At 73.6% G+C, this 16,423-nt stretch carries 15 protein-coding genes; 8 read left to right on the top strand and 7 right to left on the bottom strand.

What is annotated here, in order from left to right; all coding sequences use genetic code 11:
- Nucleotides 1-16: 16 nt before the first annotated feature.
- On the bottom strand, nt 17-376 hold the full coding sequence (locus tag JSX79_RS11140) for a metallopeptidase family protein (protein ID WP_229086258.1): 360 nt from the start codon (nt 374-376) through the stop codon (nt 17-19).
- 139 nt (nt 377-515) lie between these two features.
- Between JSX79_RS11140 and JSX79_RS11135 the strand changes: the two genes are divergently transcribed.
- The gene (locus tag JSX79_RS11135; RefSeq protein ID WP_070418494.1) at nt 516-731 is read left to right on the top strand and encodes a DUF3499 family protein; all 216 of its coding nucleotides are present in this window, start codon (nt 516-518) and stop codon (nt 729-731) included.
- A 103-nt stretch (nt 732-834) separates the two neighbouring features.
- On the top strand, nt 835-2,313 hold the full coding sequence (ahcY, locus tag JSX79_RS11130) for an adenosylhomocysteinase (protein ID WP_229086257.1): 1,479 nt from the start codon (nt 835-837) through the stop codon (nt 2,311-2,313).
- Between the two features lie 423 nt (nt 2,314-2,736).
- On the opposite strand, the gene JSX79_RS11125 is transcribed toward ahcY, so the two are convergent.
- Nucleotides 2,737-3,606: an RDD family protein gene (locus tag JSX79_RS11125; RefSeq protein WP_071294910.1), complete on the bottom strand. Its 870-nt coding sequence runs from the start codon at nt 3,604-3,606 to the stop codon at nt 2,737-2,739.
- Between the two features lie 71 nt (nt 3,607-3,677).
- On the opposite strand from JSX79_RS11125, the gene JSX79_RS11120 reads away from it, so the two are divergent.
- Nucleotides 3,678-4,673, top strand: a complete 996-nt coding sequence (locus JSX79_RS11120; RefSeq protein ID WP_229086255.1) for a stage II sporulation protein M — start codon at nt 3,678-3,680, stop codon at nt 4,671-4,673.
- A gap of 7 nt (nt 4,674-4,680) precedes the next feature.
- Here the strand turns inward: JSX79_RS11120 and JSX79_RS11115 are convergent, their stop codons facing one another.
- From JSX79_RS11115 to JSX79_RS11095, 5 genes are read right to left on the bottom strand one after another with little or no spacing between them, the layout of a single operon-like run.
- Entirely contained in the window at nt 4,681-6,033 is a 1,353-nt protein-coding gene (locus tag JSX79_RS11115; RefSeq protein WP_229086254.1) for a DUF58 domain-containing protein, read from the bottom strand.
- On the bottom strand, nt 6,033-7,028 hold the full coding sequence (locus JSX79_RS11110; protein WP_374475302.1) for an AAA family ATPase: 996 nt from the start codon (nt 7,026-7,028) through the stop codon (nt 6,033-6,035). The genes JSX79_RS11115 and JSX79_RS11110 overlap by 1 nt, the downstream gene beginning before the upstream one ends.
- A complete protein-coding gene (locus JSX79_RS11105) occupies nt 7,025-8,269 on the bottom strand; it encodes a DUF4350 domain-containing protein (RefSeq protein ID WP_229086252.1) in 1,245 nt (414 codons plus the stop codon). The genes JSX79_RS11110 and JSX79_RS11105 overlap by 4 nt, the downstream gene beginning before the upstream one ends.
- On the bottom strand, nt 8,266-8,904 hold the full coding sequence (locus JSX79_RS11100) for a DUF4129 domain-containing protein (RefSeq protein WP_229086250.1): 639 nt from the start codon (nt 8,902-8,904) through the stop codon (nt 8,266-8,268). Before JSX79_RS11100 ends, JSX79_RS11105 begins: the two co-directional genes overlap by 4 nt.
- The gene (locus JSX79_RS11095; RefSeq protein ID WP_229086249.1) at nt 8,901-10,343 is read right to left on the bottom strand and encodes a glycerophosphoryl diester phosphodiesterase membrane domain-containing protein; all 1,443 of its coding nucleotides are present in this window, start codon (nt 10,341-10,343) and stop codon (nt 8,901-8,903) included. The genes JSX79_RS11100 and JSX79_RS11095 overlap by 4 nt, the downstream gene beginning before the upstream one ends.
- 148 nt (nt 10,344-10,491) lie before the next feature.
- Between JSX79_RS11095 and mtrA the strand changes: the two genes are divergently transcribed.
- From mtrA to hpf, 5 genes are all read left to right on the top strand, one after another.
- Entirely contained in the window at nt 10,492-11,166 is a 675-nt protein-coding gene (mtrA, locus tag JSX79_RS11090; protein WP_070418502.1) for an MtrAB system response regulator MtrA, read from the top strand.
- A 5-nt stretch (nt 11,167-11,171) separates the two neighbouring features.
- Nucleotides 11,172-12,854 carry an MtrAB system histidine kinase MtrB gene (mtrB, locus tag JSX79_RS11085; protein ID WP_229086247.1) on the top strand — a complete coding sequence of 561 codons (1,683 nt, stop codon included), beginning with the start codon at nt 11,172-11,174 and terminating at the stop codon, nt 12,852-12,854.
- Nucleotides 12,854-14,536, top strand: a complete 1,683-nt coding sequence (locus JSX79_RS11080; protein ID WP_071294916.1) for an LpqB family beta-propeller domain-containing protein — start codon at nt 12,854-12,856, stop codon at nt 14,534-14,536. Before mtrB ends, JSX79_RS11080 begins: the two co-directional genes overlap by 1 nt.
- Before the next feature lie 95 nt (nt 14,537-14,631).
- Nucleotides 14,632-15,411 (top strand): ComF family protein, encoded by a 780-nt coding sequence (locus JSX79_RS11075; protein WP_229086245.1) that lies wholly within the window; start codon nt 14,632-14,634, stop codon nt 15,409-15,411.
- Nucleotides 15,412-15,595: 184 nt separating this feature from the next.
- Nucleotides 15,596-16,303, top strand: coding sequence for a ribosome hibernation-promoting factor, HPF/YfiA family (gene hpf, locus JSX79_RS11070; RefSeq protein ID WP_092386538.1), 708 nt, complete (start codon nt 15,596-15,598; stop codon nt 16,301-16,303).
- Nucleotides 16,304-16,423: the final 120 nt, after the last annotated feature.

The following is a 16,423-nucleotide window of genomic DNA, read 5'->3' as shown; positions in this document are numbered from 1 at the left end:
GCGCTGGCGCGCTGCGTCACCAGTGACGGTAGCGGTCCGGCGCCAGGTCCCACGGGTCCTTGTCGATCAGCTCGCCCACCGCACGGAACACCGCGGTCTCGATGATGATGCGCTTGTCGGTGTCGTCCTTCTCGGGACTGTGGGTGACCCGCTCCACCGGGACGCGGAACACGGTCACGCGGCGCTGCTCGCGGTCCACCCGCCACCGGGGCATGTGGTCCGGCAGGGTGGAGTCCGTCGGCATGTCCGCGACCTGGAAGACGACGCCCTCGAGCTCGGCCGGCCAGAGCCCGAGCAGGTAGTGCGCGGTGTCGCCGACGATGCGGTCGAACGTCTCGGCGCGGGTGATGATCGGCGCGAGGTCCGGACCGGTCACGCTGGACCGTCCGCCGCGTCCGTGCCGGGACCGACCGCGGCCCCGGTCGACGGGTGTGACGAGACGAGTCCTGCGACGCATCCCCACATCGTACGCGGCGCGGGCGGTGCCGCCCTGCTCCGATAGGGTCGGTGGCGGTATGGACGTGAGGATCTGCAGCAAGGTCGCCTGTGGCGCGAGCGCCTCGGCGACCCTGACGTACGACTACGGGGACTCCATGGTCGTCGTCGGCCCCCTCTCCACCCGCGTCGAACCCCACGGCTACGACCTCTGCGCCCGCCACGCGGCGCAGCTGCGCGTCCCGCGCGGGTGGCAGGTCGTGCGGCGCGAGCCGCTCCGTCGCGACGCGGACTGACGCGGTCGGGTCCGGTCCTCCACAGGGGGATCCCTGGAGGCGCGGCTCACGGCACCGACGTCGTCTGACGACCCGCGCCTCCCGGCGTGGAAGACTGGGCCGCATGCCCACCGAAGCCCGTACCGCAGCACCGTTCCGCGTCGCCGACCTCGCCCTCGCCGAGGCGGGGCGCCACCAGATCCGCCTCGCCGAGAACGAGATGCCGGGGCTCATGTCCCTGCGCGAGGAGTTCGGCGCGTCGCAGCCGCTCGCCGGCGCGCGCATCGCGGGCTCGCTGCACATGACGGTGCAGACGGCCGTCCTCATCGAGACGCTCGTCGCGCTCGGGGCGCAGGTCCGGTGGGCGAGCTGCAACATCTTCTCGACGCAGGACGAAGCCGCCGCGGCCATCGCCGTCGGCCCGACCGGCACGCCTGGGTCGCCGGCCGGCGTCCCCGTGTTCGCGTGGAAGGGCGAGACGCTCGAGGAGTACTGGTGGTGCACCAGCCGGATCTTCGACTGGTCGGCCGAGGCCGCAGCCGCCGGCGCCGACTGGATCGGCCCGAACCTCATCCTCGACGACGGCGGCGACGCCACGATGCTCGTGCACACCGGCGCCGATGCCGAAGCCGCCGGCCGTGTGCCCGATGCCGGGGCTGATGCGAGCACCGAGTGGAAGATCGTCCTCGACACCGTCGCCGCCTCACTGCAGGAGTCGTCGGACCGCTGGACCCGCATCGCGGCCGACATCGAGGGCGTGACCGAGGAGACCACCACCGGCGTGCACCGCCTCTACGAGCTGTCGCGCACCGGCGAGCTGAAGTTCCCGGCGATCAACGTCAACGACTCCGTCACGAAGTCGAAGTTCGACAACAAGTACGGCATCCGGCACTCGCTGCCCGACGGGCTCAACCGGGCGACCGACGTGCTGATCGGCGGCAAGGTCGCGTTCGTCGTGGGCTACGGCGACGTCGGCAAGGGTGCGGCCGAGGCGCTCCGCGGGCAGGGCGCCCGCGTGATCGTGTCCGAGGTCGACCCGATCTGCGCGCTCCAGGCCGCGATGGACGGGTACCAGGTGGCGCGCCTCGCGGACGTCGCCGACCAGGTCGACATGGTCGTCACGTGCACGGGCAACCTCGGCGTCGTCGGTGTCGACGAGATGCTCGCGCTGAAGCACCTCGCGATCGTCGCGAACGTGGGGCACTTCGACAACGAGATCGACATGGCGGGCCTCGAGTCCCTGCCGGGCGTCGAGAAGGTCGAGATCAAGCCGCAGGTGCACGAGTGGCGTCTGCCGACGGGCCGGTCGATCCTCGTGCTCTCCGAGGGGCGGCTCATGAACCTCGGCAACGCCACGGGGCACCCGTCCTTCGTGATGAGCAACTCCTTCACGAACCAGGTGCTCGCCCAGATCGAGCTGCACACCCGCCGCGCCGAGTACCCGACGGGGGTGTACGTGCTGCCGAAGCACCTCGACGAGAAGGTGGCGCGGCTGCACCTCGACGCGCTCGGGGTCGCGCTGACCGAGCTCCGGACGGAGCAGGCGGCGTACATCGGTGTCCCGGTCGAGGGCCCCTACAAGCCCGAGCACTACCGGTACTGACGCGGGCGCGGGCGCGGGCGCGGGCGCGCTGCCGCACCGCACAACCAAAGTCGCCCGGAACCACGCATCCGCGCGGCTCCGCGTGCTTTTGGTTGTGCGCCCGGCGGCGACGAACCACGTTTCCGACGTCGAACCAGGCACTCGCACCGGTTCCACGTCGGAAACGTGGTTCGAAAGCCGGACGCCAGCGCCGCCGCGCTTTCGTCGCGTCAGCGCCGCAACCGCCGGCCGGCGCCCGCGGCGCGGGCCCGGCGGCGACGAACCACGTTTCCGACGTCGAACCAGCCTCCCGCGCTGGTTCGACGTCGGAAACGTGGTTCGAAAGGCGAACGCGAGCGCCGCCGCGACGCCCGCCGCGCGCCCGCGGCGCCGCGCGTCAGCGCGTCAGCGCGTCAGCGCGTCAGCGCCGCGCCGCGCCGCCCGTCAGCGCGGGAACCCCGGCGGCCGCGCCGTCGCCACCGCCGACGCCCGGTCGAGCACCGCCGCCCGACCCCGCAACGCGCGCAGGTCCCGCTCCCGCCGCAGCACGACCACCCCGGCGAGGAACACCTCGGGGTGGACCGCCGGCACCGGGTGCGCGTACTCGGCGACCGCTGCCGCGAGGGACCGTGCCGCCGCCTCCCGGAGCTCGGGGCGGAGGTCGGCAGCACCGCGGAAGAACGCCCCGAGTCGGTTCTCGAGCCGCTGCGGCAGCGCCGACACGTCCGCGACCCCGGCCCAGGCGACGAGCTCCGCGGGCATGAGGACCTCGGGGGACCGCTGCTTCGCCGCCCGCTCGTGCTGCACGAACGTCCCGGCGAGCAGGTCCCCGAGCCGCCGCGGACGCGACCCGAACAACGCCACGAGCAGCGCCACGGAACCGAACGTCATCCACAGCTCGAACAGCCCGACGAGCGCACGGGTGAACGCGTGCCGGAACCCGATCGCCCCGCCGTCGAGCCGGACGACCCGGGTGCCGGTCGCGTACCGGCCGACGCTCTTGCCCCGGGTGACGGTCTCGAGCGCGGCCGGGACGAGCACGAGCACGACGACGAGCACGCCGATGCTGAGCGCCGCTGCCCAGGCCTCGTCGAGGTCGCTCGGCCAGACCCGCGACAGGCCGATCATGAGCATCACGTACAGCGCGAGCAGGCAGACCCCGTCGAGGAGCGCCGCCGCGAGCCGCAACGCGATGCCGGCGGGCTGCACGTCGAGTGCGACGGCCTCGCCGACGACGAGCTCGTCGTGGGTGTCGTCGAGCGCGACGACGAACCGACCGTCGGCGAGGTCACGCGGCACGCGGGTCTTCGGCATGGGATCATTCTGTCGGAGACGCACGCCCACCGCCCGGACGCGCGAACACCGGAACGAGCGGGGGAGACGCTGTGGACCTGGACGCCTACACCGAGGTGCACCGCGACCGGTGGCAGGAACTCGACCGGCTCGCCCGCACCCGCCACGCCTCCGGTGCCGACGTCGACCGCCTCGTCTCCGGCTACCAGGCGGCAGCGACCGACCTCTCGCGCATCCGCGGCGCCGCCCCGCGCACCGCGGTCGGCGACCGGCTCTCGCTGACACTGTTCCGCGCCCGACTCCGGTTCACCGGCACGCCCGTCGACCCGCTCGCGGCGCTGACGTCCTTCTTCGTCCTGCAGCTCCCCGCCGCCCTGTACCGGATCCGCTGGGTCACGATCTGGGTGGCGGCCGCCACGGCGGCGATCGCCGCGATCACGGCGGTCTGGATCACGACCACCCCGGGCGCCGTCGACACGTTCGGCACCCCCGAAGCACTCCGGCAGTACGCGACCCGGGACTTCCAGGCGTACTACTCCGACCACGGCCTCGGTGCCTTCACGGCACAGGTGTGGACGAACAACGCGTACATCGCCGCCACCATGGTCGCCTTCGGGATCACCGGACTCTTCGTGCCGTTCTCGATCGGCCAGAACGCGATCAGCCTCGGTGTCTCGGCGGCCATCCTGCACGACCAGGGCCGCCTCGGTGACTTCTTCCTCTACATCGCCCCGCACGGGCAGCTCGAGCTGTACTCGATCTTCCTCGCGGCGGCCGCCGGCCTGATGATCTTCTGGTCGTGGGTCGCCCCCGGGGCACGCACCCGCGGACAGGCCCTCGCCGAGGACGGCCGAGCCCTCATCACGATCGCCGTCGGCCTCGCCCTGACGCTCCTGCTGTCCGGCCTCGTCGAGGGCACGGTGACCCGGCAGGACTGGCCGTGGCCCGTCAAGATCGGGATCGGCACCGTCGCCCTCGCGGCCGTGCTCTGGTACCAGTGGGTCCTCGGCGGTCGCGCGTACCGCGCGGGGCAGCGCGGCGACCTCGAGGAGTTCGAGCGCGGAACGTCCGCGCTCGTCGCCGACTGACGGACGCCTAGAGCCGTCCGGTCGCCTTCGCGCGGATGTACGCATCTGCGACGAGGGGCGGCACCTGCTCGGGTGCGGCCCCGACCACCTCGGCCCCGGCGCGGCGCGCCACGTCCGCCACGCCGTCGGCATCGAGGAGCGTGCGTTCGGCGGCAGCGCGTCGGTACACGTCGCGCTCGGCACGGTCCTGGAGGGACGGCGCACGTCCGCCCCGCCGCCCCGGTCCCGAGACCGCCGGGTCCACCGCCCCGCTCGCCATCCGCTCGACGGCCGGGTCCGTCACGCTGGTGACGACGACCGCGTGCCGCCGCGTCAGGCGGGGGAGCACGGCGAGCAGGTCACCCGACGCGCCGACCGAGTCGAGGCTCGACACGAGCACCACGAGGGCCCTGGAGGTGGTGATCGAGTCGACGAGCCCGGGCACCGCCGACCAGTCGGTGGCCGCGATCCCGGGTTCCGCGAGCGCGAGCGTCTCCCCGAACCGCTGCACGACGTCGGTGCGCGTGGCACCGTGCACGCGACCCCGGACGGCGTCGTCCAGCACGGCGAGGTCCACCCGGTCGCCCGCGGCCGCCGCGAGGGCGCCGAGGAGCAGCGCGGACTCGATGAACGTGTCGAGCCGCGGTTCGTCGTCGACCCGTCCGGCACCGGCACGCCCGGCGTCGACGACCACGATCACCCGACGGTCCCGCTCCGGACGCCAGGTGCGCACCACGAGGTCCTGGCGGCGGGCGGTCGCACGCCAGTCGATCGACCGGACGTCGTCGCCGCGCACGTAGTCCCGCAGCGAGTCGAACTCGGTGCCGTGGCCCCGCAGTTGGAGGGTGGTCTCGCCGTCGAGTTCCCGCAACCGCGCGAGCCGCGAGGGCAGGTGCCGACGCGACCGGAACGGTGGCGTGACGACCAGCTCGGCGGGCGCCACGAGGACGCGTTGGCGTGCGGCGAGCCCGAGCGGCCCGAACGCACGCACGGCGACGCCCGCGGAGGCCCGGCGGCCGCGACGGAACGGGGCGAACCGCATGCGCGCGGTCCGTCGCTCCCCGGCGGGCACCTGCAGGTCGATGCGGCGCGGAGCTTGCCCGGCGGACGGCTCCCACATGTCGCGCACCACACCGCGGAGCGTCCGGCGGCCGTCGTTGGCGAGCACGAGGGTGCCGTCGGCCGTGGTGTCCCTGCGGGCGAGCCGGGGCATCCGCCGCTCGACGCGCACGGCGGTGAGGTCGGCGGCGAGCAGCACGTCGAGCAGGGCGGCCAGCACGACCACGCCCGCCCAGGCCGCACCAGCCCATCCCGTGCCGAGCAACACGGTGGGCACGATCGCGACGGCGAGGAGCGCGACGAACCGGCCGGAGATCGCCACTAGATCGGCACCCGGACCTGCTCGAGCACCTGCTGCAGCACCCCGTCGGCACCGACGCCCTCGAGCTCGGCGTCGGCGGCGACCCGCAGCCGGTGCCGCCACACCGGCAGGAGCATGGCCTGGACGTGGTCCGGCGTGATCGCGTCGTACCCGGTGAGCCAGGCCCAGGCCTTCGCGGCGGCGAGCAGGGCGGTCGCACCGCGGGGACTGACCCCGACCCGGACGGACGGCGCCTGCCGGGTCGCGCGGGCGAGGTCGACGATGTACGCGAGGACGTCGTCCCGCGCCCCGACCCCGCGGACCACGCGCTGTGCGGCGAGGACCTCGTCGACGCCGAGGACCGGCGCGATCCCGGCCGACCGGACGTCCCGCGGCACGAAGCCGTCCGCGTGCCGACGGAGCACCTGCCACTCGACGTCCCGCGGCGGGACGTCGAGCGTGAGCTTCATGAGGAAGCGGTCGAGCTGGGCCTCCGGGAGCGTGTACGTGCCCTCGAACTCGATCGGGTTCATCGTCGCCGCGACGAAGAAGGGATCGGGCAGCACCCGGGCGTCGCCGTCGACGCTGACCTGGCGTTCCTCCATGGCCTCGAGGAGTGCGGACTGGGTCTTCGGCGGCGTCCGGTTCACCTCGTCGGCGAGGAGCACGTTCGTGAACACCGGTCCCTCGCGGAACGGGAAGGTGCCCGTCGAGGCGTCGTACACGAGCGAGCCGGTGACGTCGCCCGGCATCAGGTCCGGCGTGAACTGGATCCGCTTCGTGTCGAGCGACATCGCGGCGGCGAGGCTCCGGACCAGCAGGGTCTTCGCCACGCCGGGGACGCCCTCGAGCAGGACGTGCCCCTGCGCGAGGATGCCGACGATCATCCCGGAGACGGCGCCCTCCTGCCCGACGACGGCCTTGCCGACCTCGGCGCGCAGCCGTCCGAACACGTCGCGCAACGGATCACCAGCGGGGGTCGCCTGCGGGGTCTGGGTGGTGGACGGATCGGTCACGGTCGTGCTCCTCGGTGGTCTCGGTCGGTCTGCTGGGCGCCGGTGGTCGCGGCGAGGACGGCACGCTCGAGGTCGTCGAGCGCCGCTGCCCCGGCGGTGAGGGCCCGGTCGTCGGTGGCCGGGCCGCCCACGAGGACCGCCCCGACGCGCCGGTCGGGGATCCCGGTGGCGCGTGCCGCGGCCCGGACGACCTCGTCGACGTGGGCCGACCGGGGGAGCCCGAGCCGGCGTGCCGTGCGGCGGAGGGCCGCGATCCGGAGCGTGTCGAGCGCGTGGGTCCGGTCGCCGGTGCGTGCGGCGAGCCGGGCACGGCCCTCGGTGGTCTCGGCGGCACGGACGACGACGGGCATCCGCTCGACCACGAGCGGGCCCAGCCGGCGGCCGCGCCAGACCGCGGCGGCGACGGCGACGAGTCCGAGCAGCACGAGTGCGCTCGGCACCCACGGCGGTGCGAGCGACCCGAGGGTCGGTGCCGCGTCCGACGTGCCGGGGGTCGGCGTGTACCAGGTGAGCGTCGCGTCGTCGCCGAGCAGGCCGAGGGCGAGGGCGGCGTTGCCGGCGGTGGTGATCGTGTCGTTCCGGAACGCCGCCGTGGTCCCGACGAGCGTGACGTCACCGGCCGGGGTCGCCGTCCGGACGAGGCCGTAGGCCCGGTCGCGGCCCGAGCCGGACGGTGCGCAGAGGTCGGTGCCGGTGGGGGCCCGGCCGCCGTCCGGCACGGCGTACCCGGTGCCGCCGAGGGTGACCCGCTCGGCACCGGCAGCGGCCGGGATCGCGCACGAGGCGGTGGACACGGTGTCGTCCCCGCCGACCTGCGTGACCGGCTCGACGTCGAGCCCGAACGCCTCGAGCGTCGCGGGGGTCGTCGACACGAGGACGACGTGGTCCGCCTGCCGAGCGATCCGCCGCGCGACGCCTCGGTCGAGGACGCCCTGCTCGTCGTCGACGAACACGGTGCCGTCCCCGATCCGGTCGGCGCGGTCGACGATCCGGACGTCGGTGCCCTGCTGCTCGAGGACACGCACGAGTGCCTTCGCGCCGCTCGCCGTCGCGGAGGTCGGGTCGAGCGGCGCCTGCCCGGGACCGGTCCGCCCGACGACGGCCGTGAGCACGGCGAGCACGGTGCCGACCAGGACGATGGCGACCCAGAAGCCGACGCGGAGCCCACGGCCCGCACGGCGCGGCGACGTCGAGGTCGGGGCTGCTCCCGACGGTGCGGACGGGGTGGCGGTCGCGGTCACGCGGGGACCGCCGGGGTCGTCGTCCGTGCGGGGCGCGCCATTCGGACGGCGTGCTCGGTGTCCAGGACGTCGCGGGCGGTCCGCTCGGTCGCGTCGGCGCCGAGGTACCGCACCTCGTCGAAGGTGGCCGCGGCGCGCTCGAGCCGCGCGGCCTCGGCCGGGAAGACCACGGCCGCCCGGCCGGCGATGGCACGCGCGGTGGCACCGGGGACGTCGGGGACGAGGTCGCGCTCCCCGAGCCCACGGGCGAGGGCACGGTACCCGTCGAGCACGGCGCGGGACCAGTCACCCGCGCGCAGGGCCGCCCGGGCGTCCTCGGCGATGGCACCGGCGGGACGCAGGTCGTCGTCGTCGAACACCCCGCCGACCTGCCCGTCCGCGAGCCGAGCGCGACGCCGGGGGAGTCCGCGGGCGACGACCACGAGGACGACCACCGCGACGAGCACGACGACGGCCGTCCAGAGCAGGGTGTGCGCGACCGCGGGGGAGCCGAGGCCGTCCGCGCGGAGCGAGCCGAGCCAGTCGAGGACCGCGCGCGAGGCACGGTCCCACCACGTCACGTGGGCACCGTCGTACTCCGACCGCTCGAGCTCGCGTTCGAGGAGCCGTCGTGCGTCGTCGGGGTCGATCGTCATGCGCGGCCGTCCGGCGGGTACCGTCCGGGTTCGCCGCCCCACTGCGGCGGCGTCGGGCCGCCCGGCTGCTGGCCGCCCGCGCCCGGCTGCCCCGGCCACTGCTGGCCAGGCCACGGCTGCTGCGGACCCGGACCGGCCCCGGGCCAGGGCTGCCCCGGCCACGGCTGCTGCGGTCCCGGACCGGCCCCCGGCCACCCCTGCCCCGGCCACGCTGGCCGGTCCACCCGCGGCGACGGCGCGAACGGGTCACCCGGCTGCCCTGTCTCGAGGTGCGACGCGATCCGCTGGTCGAGCGCCTCGGTCCGGATGCGGCGGTCGATCGCCAGGAAGGTCACGACGGACGCGGACAGCACGTCGGTGATGCACTGCACCGCGATCCCGAGCAGGCTCCCCACGACGATCGCCACGAGCCCGCCGACCCCGGCTCCCGACCCCGCATCGGTCTGCCCGAGCGGGTCGAACGTGCCGCCGACGAGCGTCGCACCGATCGTGAGCGGGACCGAGGCGATCGACACCGCGAAGGCGAACATGACCTGCACGAGCAGGATGATGCCGAAGGTGCGCCAGAAGGCTCCGCGGGTGAGCCGCCACGACTGCGCCGCGGCCTGGAAGACGGGGCGTCCCTCGAGCGCGATGGTCGGGACGGTGAACGCGAACTTCGTCCCGAGCCAGACGAGCACGACCGTGAAACCGAGGCCGAGCACGAAGAAGGTGAGCAGGAAGCCGCCGATGCCCGACCCGTTGCCGGAGAGCCCGGCGGCGGCGCCGACCAGCACGAGCACGAAGACGATCCCGATGACGGCACCGGCTGCGAGCTGCAGGAGGATCCAGGCGACCACCGACCAGCGTCGTCCGGCGAGGAGCGCCCAGAGCCCGCGGAAGGTGGCGCGCCGTCCGAGGATGCGTTGTCCGGTGTCCGCGGCGACCGGGGCGACGAGGAAGCCGCGCCCGAGGTAGGCGAGGAACGGGAGCCCGATCGACAGCACCAGCCAGAGCGTCACCGATCCGGCGAGGATCGACGTCTGGCCGTCCACGTCGCCGTCGACCGCCGAGAGCATGCGGGACTGGATCGCACGCTGGCCGAACGCACTCGCGATGGTGGAGAGCAGCCCGAGGACCCCGCTGAGGAGCACGCTCCAGAGCAGGAGCACCCGCGCGTTGCGGCGGAACACGGTGAAGGCCCCGCTCAGGACGTCACCGAGCCCGAGCGGTCGCAGCGGGATGACCGGCCGCGACCCGGCCGGCGGCGGCCCCGGCGGCCGACCCGGCCCACCGGCCAAAGGCCCGCTGCCGTACGGTCCACCGGCGGACGGACCACCGGACCGGCCCGGCCACGGGGCGGACGGCTGCTGCCCCGGGGGCCGCGCCGCGCCTCCTGGGCCGTTCCCCCGACCGTCCTGCGGACCGCCGGGCGCCCCCGGTACCTGCCAATCGGACATCGCCGCCCCCTCGTGGTCCCGACCGAGCACGCGGAAGGCGCGGTCGACACCCATCCTGTCGGAAAACGCCGTCGCACGGGGCCTCGGCTATCGTGAGTGGTCAGGTGCCGACCGGGTACCGCTGCACGTCACACGGAGTCCCCATCACATGACACCGCGCATCCTCGTCGTCGACGACGACCAGGCCCTCGCCGAGATGATCGGCATCGTCCTCCGCTCCGAGGGCTACGAACCCGAGTTCAGCGCCGACGGCAACGACGCCATCGACGCGTTCCACGGGACGAAGCCCGACCTGGTGCTGCTCGACGTGATGCTCCCGGGCATCGACGGCATCGAGGTCTGCAAGCGCATCCGCGCCGAGAGCGGCACGCCGATCATCATGCTCACGGCCAAGGGCGACACGTCCGACGTCGTCGCCGGGCTCGAGAACGGCGCCGACGACTACGTCGTGAAGCCCTTCAACCCGAAGGAGCTCGTCGCCCGCATCCGCACCCGGCTCCGTCCGACGGCCGCCGACGCGACGGTGCTGCACGTCGGCGACCTCACCGTCGACGTCGCCGGGCACGAGGTCCGTCGGGGCGACGCCGTCATCGCGCTGACCCCGCTCGAGTTCGACCTGCTGCGGGCGCTGTCCGAGAAGCCGAACCAGGTGTTCACCCGCGAGATGCTGCTCGAACAGGTCTGGGGCTACCACTACAAGGCGGACACCCGCCTGGTGAACGTCCACGTGCAGCGCCTCCGCGCGAAGATCGAGCACGACCCCGACAACCCGAAGATCGTCACCACGGTGCGCGGCGTCGGGTACCGGGCCGGAGGAGCCTGAGCACCGTGCCGTCCGCAGCGTCGACCGGCGGCGTCGCCGTGCAGGGCAGGCTCGCCCGTGCCGGCCGTCGCCTTCGACGGTGGGTCCGGCGTGGCTGGCGGGCCGCGGCGTACCTGTGGCGTCGGTCCCTGATGTTCCGGTCGGTGGCGATCACGGTGATGACCACCGGCCTCGCGGTCGCGATCATCGGCACGGCCGTCATGATCAGCATCTCGAACAACGTCTACTCGCAGCGCCGCGACCAGATCGAGGCCGAGTCGGCACGCGCGACGATCGTCGCGCAGGGCATCTTCGACGCGGCCACCGCGGGCGAGGACAACAACCAGAGCGAGCTCGAGACCCTGCAGAGCGAGGCGCAGCAGGCGATCCTGTCGAACACCACGAGCCCCGGCGGCACGAGCATCGCCATCGAGCGGAGTCCCGACCAGCCCGGGCCGCAGACGGTGCAGAACGTCGCGAGTCAGGGCTTCCCGGACGCCGTGATCACCGACGCCCTCCGGAAGCAGGTCGGCAAGAACACCGGCACGCTCAGCCTGCAGCCCGTGCGCCTCGACGACGACGGCCGCCACCAGCCCGGCCTCGCCGTCGGGTCGACGCTGCAGATCCCGAGTGCCGGTCAGTACGAGCTGTACCTCGTCTACGACCTGTCGGACGCCCAGCAGACCCTCGACTTCGTCTCGCAGACGCTCTCGATCGGCGGTGTCGCGCTCATGGTGCTCATCGCCCTCGTGACCTCGCTCGTCGTCCGGCTCGTGGTCGTGCCGATCCGGGGCGCGGCCGAGACGAGCCGGAAGATCGCCGCCGGCCGGCTCGACGAACGCATCCCGGTACGGGGCAACGACGACATCGCCACCCTCGCCCGCAGCTTCAACGGCATGGCCGACGCGGTGAGCCGGCAGATCACCCAGCTCGCCGAGCTCTCCCGCGTGCAGCAGCGGTTCGTCTCCGACGTCTCTCACGAGCTCCGGACCCCGCTGACGACCATCCGGCTCGCCGGAGACATGCTGTTCGACTCCCGTCACGCCTTCGAGCCGTCGGTCGGTCGGTCCGCCGAGCTCCTGCACGCCCAGGTGGAGCGGTTCGAGCTCCTGCTCGCCGACCTCCTCGAGATCTCGCGGTTCGACGCGCAGGCGGTGCACCTCGATCCCGAGCCCGTCATCCCCGCGGCCCTGGCGACCGACATCGTCGACGAGTTCCGGCCGCTCGCCGAACGCGCCGGCATCGACCTGCAGCTCGCCACACCCGGCGGGCACACCACCATGCAGCTCGACGCGAAGCGCATCCGCCGCGTGCTCCGCAACCTCGTCGGCAACGCGATCGAGCACGGCGACGCGAAGCCCGTGCAGGTCGTCGTCGACAGCGATGCCCGCTCGGTCGCGATCGCCGTGCGCGACCAGGGCGTCGGCATGCCGCCGGAGGACGCCGCCCGCGTGTTCGACCGGTTCTGGCGCGCCGACCCGAGCCGCAAGCGGACGATCGGCGGGACCGGCCTCGGACTCGCGATCTCGCTCGGCGACGCGAACCTGCACGGCGGCCGCATCGACGTGTGGTCCCGCCCCGGCGAGGGCTCCACCTTCGTGCTCACGCTGCCGCGCAACGACCGCGTCACCGTGACGACCTCGGCCATCCCGCTGCCGGACCTCGACGAGTCGTACGACGGCCCCCGCGCCGTCAGGGAGGACGACTGATGCGCACCCGCTTCCGCACCCTGGTCGCCACGGCGCTCGCCGCGGTGACGATCGTCGCCGTGTCCGCCTGCGCCGCGATCCCCACCGACGGCGCGGTGCGCTCCGGCGGCGTGATCAAGGACCAGTCGGTGTCCGGCGTCGACTACCGGCCCGGCAAGCCCGTGCCCGGCGCCGACCAGACGACGATCCTCCGCGGCTTCATCGCGGCCGGCACCGGTGCGGCGGACGACTACGCCGTCGCCCGGGAGTTCCTCGCCTCGAACTTCTCGACGAAGTGGAACCCCCGGCGCTCGGTGACGATCCAGCCCGGCAACCCGGCGATCGAGCGGGTCGGCGAACGCGAGCTGACCTACACCCTCACCGCCAGCGCCTCGGTGGACGCCGACGGCGAGTACACGCAGGCGGTCCGACCGACCTCGTCCACGCTGACGTTCCAGTTCACCCGCGAGGACGGCGAGTGGCGCATCGCCTACGCCCCCGACGGCATCATCCTGTCGCCGGTGAACTTCGAGTCGGTGTTCCAGCAGCACGCGCTCTACTTCTACGACCCGACGTACAAGTTCCTCGTGCCCGACGAGCGCTGGTTCCTCGCCCGGTCGTCGACGAGCACCCGCATCGCGAGCGCGCTGCTCGCCGGACCCGCGAGCTGGCTCAAGGGGGCCGTGGTCACCGCCTTCCCCGAGGGCACGCAGCTCTCCCTGAACGCGGTCACGATCCAGAGCGGGACCGCCCTCGTCGACCTGTCGAGCGACGCCCTGCGCGCCAGCAGTCAGGACCGGATCCGGATGCGCGAGCAGCTGAGCAAGTCGCTCGCCTCGGTCGCCACGGTGTCCTCCGTCGACATCACGGCCGAGGGCACGACCTTCGCCGTCCCCGACGGCAGCGGGTCCGACGCGCAGCAGAACCCGGACGTCGATGCTCGCCCGCTCGTCGACCAGGACGGCACCGTGGGCTACTCGGCCCTCGGCGGCGGGAAGATCGCACCGCTCGGCAACGGCATGGGCGCGGAGATCGGCGACCTCGGGCCGTCCTCGTTCGCGTTGTCCGCGTCCGGTACCGCTGCGGTGGTCGGGAACGGCGACGGCGTGACGGTCGTGCGCGGACGCTCCCACCTGCGCATCGACGCGACCGACGGCCTGGTCCCGCCGTCCATCGACGACCTCGGCTTCGTCTGGGTCGCGTCCGAGAAGAACACCCGCCGGGTCACGGCCTACGGTCTCGGCGGCGATCCGCACGCGGTGAACACGACGCTCCCGGCCGGCGACCTCGTGTCGTTCCAGGTCTCGCGCGACTCGACCAGGGCCCTCGCGCTCATCCAGACGAACGACGGACCGAGCCTGTACGTGATGGCCATCGTCCGCGGCGCCGACCGCACACCGACCGCGCTCGGCTCCCCGGTGCGCGTGCAGGCCGCCACGGGCAACGCCGTCGGGGCCGCGTGGATCAGCGACTCCGACGTCGCTTCGGTCGGGCAGACGTCCTCCGGCCCGGACGTCGTCCGCTCCACGATCGGTGGGCAGTCGAGCACCCTGCCGAAGCCCGACGGGCGGGCGACCGAGATCGTCGGCGGGAGCGGCGGTTCGATGCTCCTGCGGATGTCCGACGGGTCGGTCCTGCAGTCGACCGGCGGTGGCTGGGTCACGACCGGGATCAGCGCGGACGTGCTCGGCGTCCAGCGCTGAGGCCGCTCCTCCACAGGGCGGCGGTCCAGGAGGCGCGTCCCCAGCCCCACGGATCGGCGCGCGCCCGGCGGTGGGTGGCGGTCAGGATCGTCGGCATGACGACACGGGACAGGCTGCGGCCGTGGCTCGACGCGGCCGTCGCGGTGCTCGGGCTCTTCCTGCCGGTGGACTGCGTCGGGTGCGGCCGGCCCGACCGGGCACTCTGCGCCGCGTGCCGACACGCGCTCGACGCGATGCCCCGCCGGGTGCGTCTCGTCGCCGGGGTCCGGCTGGACGCGGCGTTCGAGTACACGGGACTCGTGCGGACGATGCTCCTCGAGCTCAAGCTGCGCGGGCGCGTGGACCTCGCTCGGCCCCTCGGCGCCCGGTTCGGTGGGCTCGTGCGGGCGGCGCTCGCCGACGCCGGTCCCGGGGCCGTGCTGCTGCGGGTGCCGCCCTCGCGGCAGGGTGCTCGGCGGCGGGGGTTCGACCCGGTCGTGCTGCTGGCGGCGCGCGGGGGAGTGCGGCGGTCGCGGGCGATGTCGCGGGTGCGGGCAGGAGGGCTGGCGCGGGCGCGGGAGCGTCGCCGCGGTGCCGGTGCCGGTGCCGGTGCCGGTGACGGCGTCGGCGTCGGTGCCGGTGCCGGTGCGGGTGCAGGTGCAGGCGTCGGTTTCGGTGCCGGCGCGCTGCACGGCGGGCAGAAGGAACGCAGCGCGGTGGAACGGGTGGCCGCGACGGTCGGCACCCTCTCGGTGACGGGCGTTGCCGGTCGAGCCGTCGTCGTGGTGGACGACGTCGTCACCACCGGCGTCACGATGGCCGAGGCCGTCCGCGCCGTGCGTGCCGCCGGTGGTCGGGTCGTGCGGTGCGTCGCCGTCGCGAGCGTCGACGACTGACGCGCGCCCATCCGGAGCCCTCGGCGCATCGGTGAACGCTCGGTGGCCACTGTGTGTCCGGTGGGTGTCCTGACGACTCACCGACATCGCGTGACGCCGGAGCGCCACCGGGTCTAGCCTCGCGGCAAGGCGTTCAGGATCGCCGGATGGAGGCGACGCGCTGAGTCTGGATGGGAGCCGCCACATGGACGTGACGATCACGGGCCGGAACATCGGGGTCACCGACCGATTCCGCACCTACGTCGAACAGAAGTCCGAGAAGATCGACGTGCTCGCCGACCGCGCCCTCGCCTTCGAGGTGCGCATCAGCCGCCACAACGAGAAATCGGGCGGTTCCCAGGGCGAGGACCGCGTCGAGCTGACATTGATCGGCCCCGGCCCCCTCGTGCGGGCGGAGTCCGCCGCGTCGGACAAGTACGCCGCCTTCGATCTGGCCTTCGCCCGGATCATGGAACGACTCCGCCGAGCGCGCGACCGCCGCAAGGTGCACCGCGGCCGCCACCGTCCGACCTCCGTGTCCGAGGCGTCCGGCACCGCGTTCGAGCGCATGGGTGTCGTCCCGGCCGACGGCAAGCTCATCGAGGACGTCGCGACGGGTGCCGTCCCGGTGGTCGACGCGAACGCCGAGGACGACGAGAACGAGGTCTACAGCCCCGTCGTGATCCGGCACAAGGTCTTCGAAGCCGGTCCCATGACGGTCGACGACGCCCTGTACTTCATGGAGCTCGTCGGGCACGACTTCTACCTGTTCGTCGACGCGGAGACGCACCGGCCGAGCGTGGTCTACCGCCGCAAGGGCTGGGACTACGGCGTGATCGGCATCGACGACCCGTCCGCCGAGCACGCTCCGGCAGCGGCGTCGGAGTCCGAGCCGGCGGTCGCGATCGCCTGACGATCGCTCAGTACGGCAGACCGAACCCGGGTGTGCGCGGACCGTTCGCGGGCCGCGCACACCCGCGCCGTTCACAGCGGCCGGAGTCGACGGGTTGCTAGCATGACTGGCTGTTCGCAT

The organism is Curtobacterium sp. GD1 (assembly GCF_020882855.1).
In the GTDB taxonomy this organism is placed as follows: domain Bacteria; phylum Actinomycetota; class Actinomycetes; order Actinomycetales; family Microbacteriaceae; genus Curtobacterium.
This window is presented reverse-complemented; position numbering and strand designations above follow the sequence as displayed.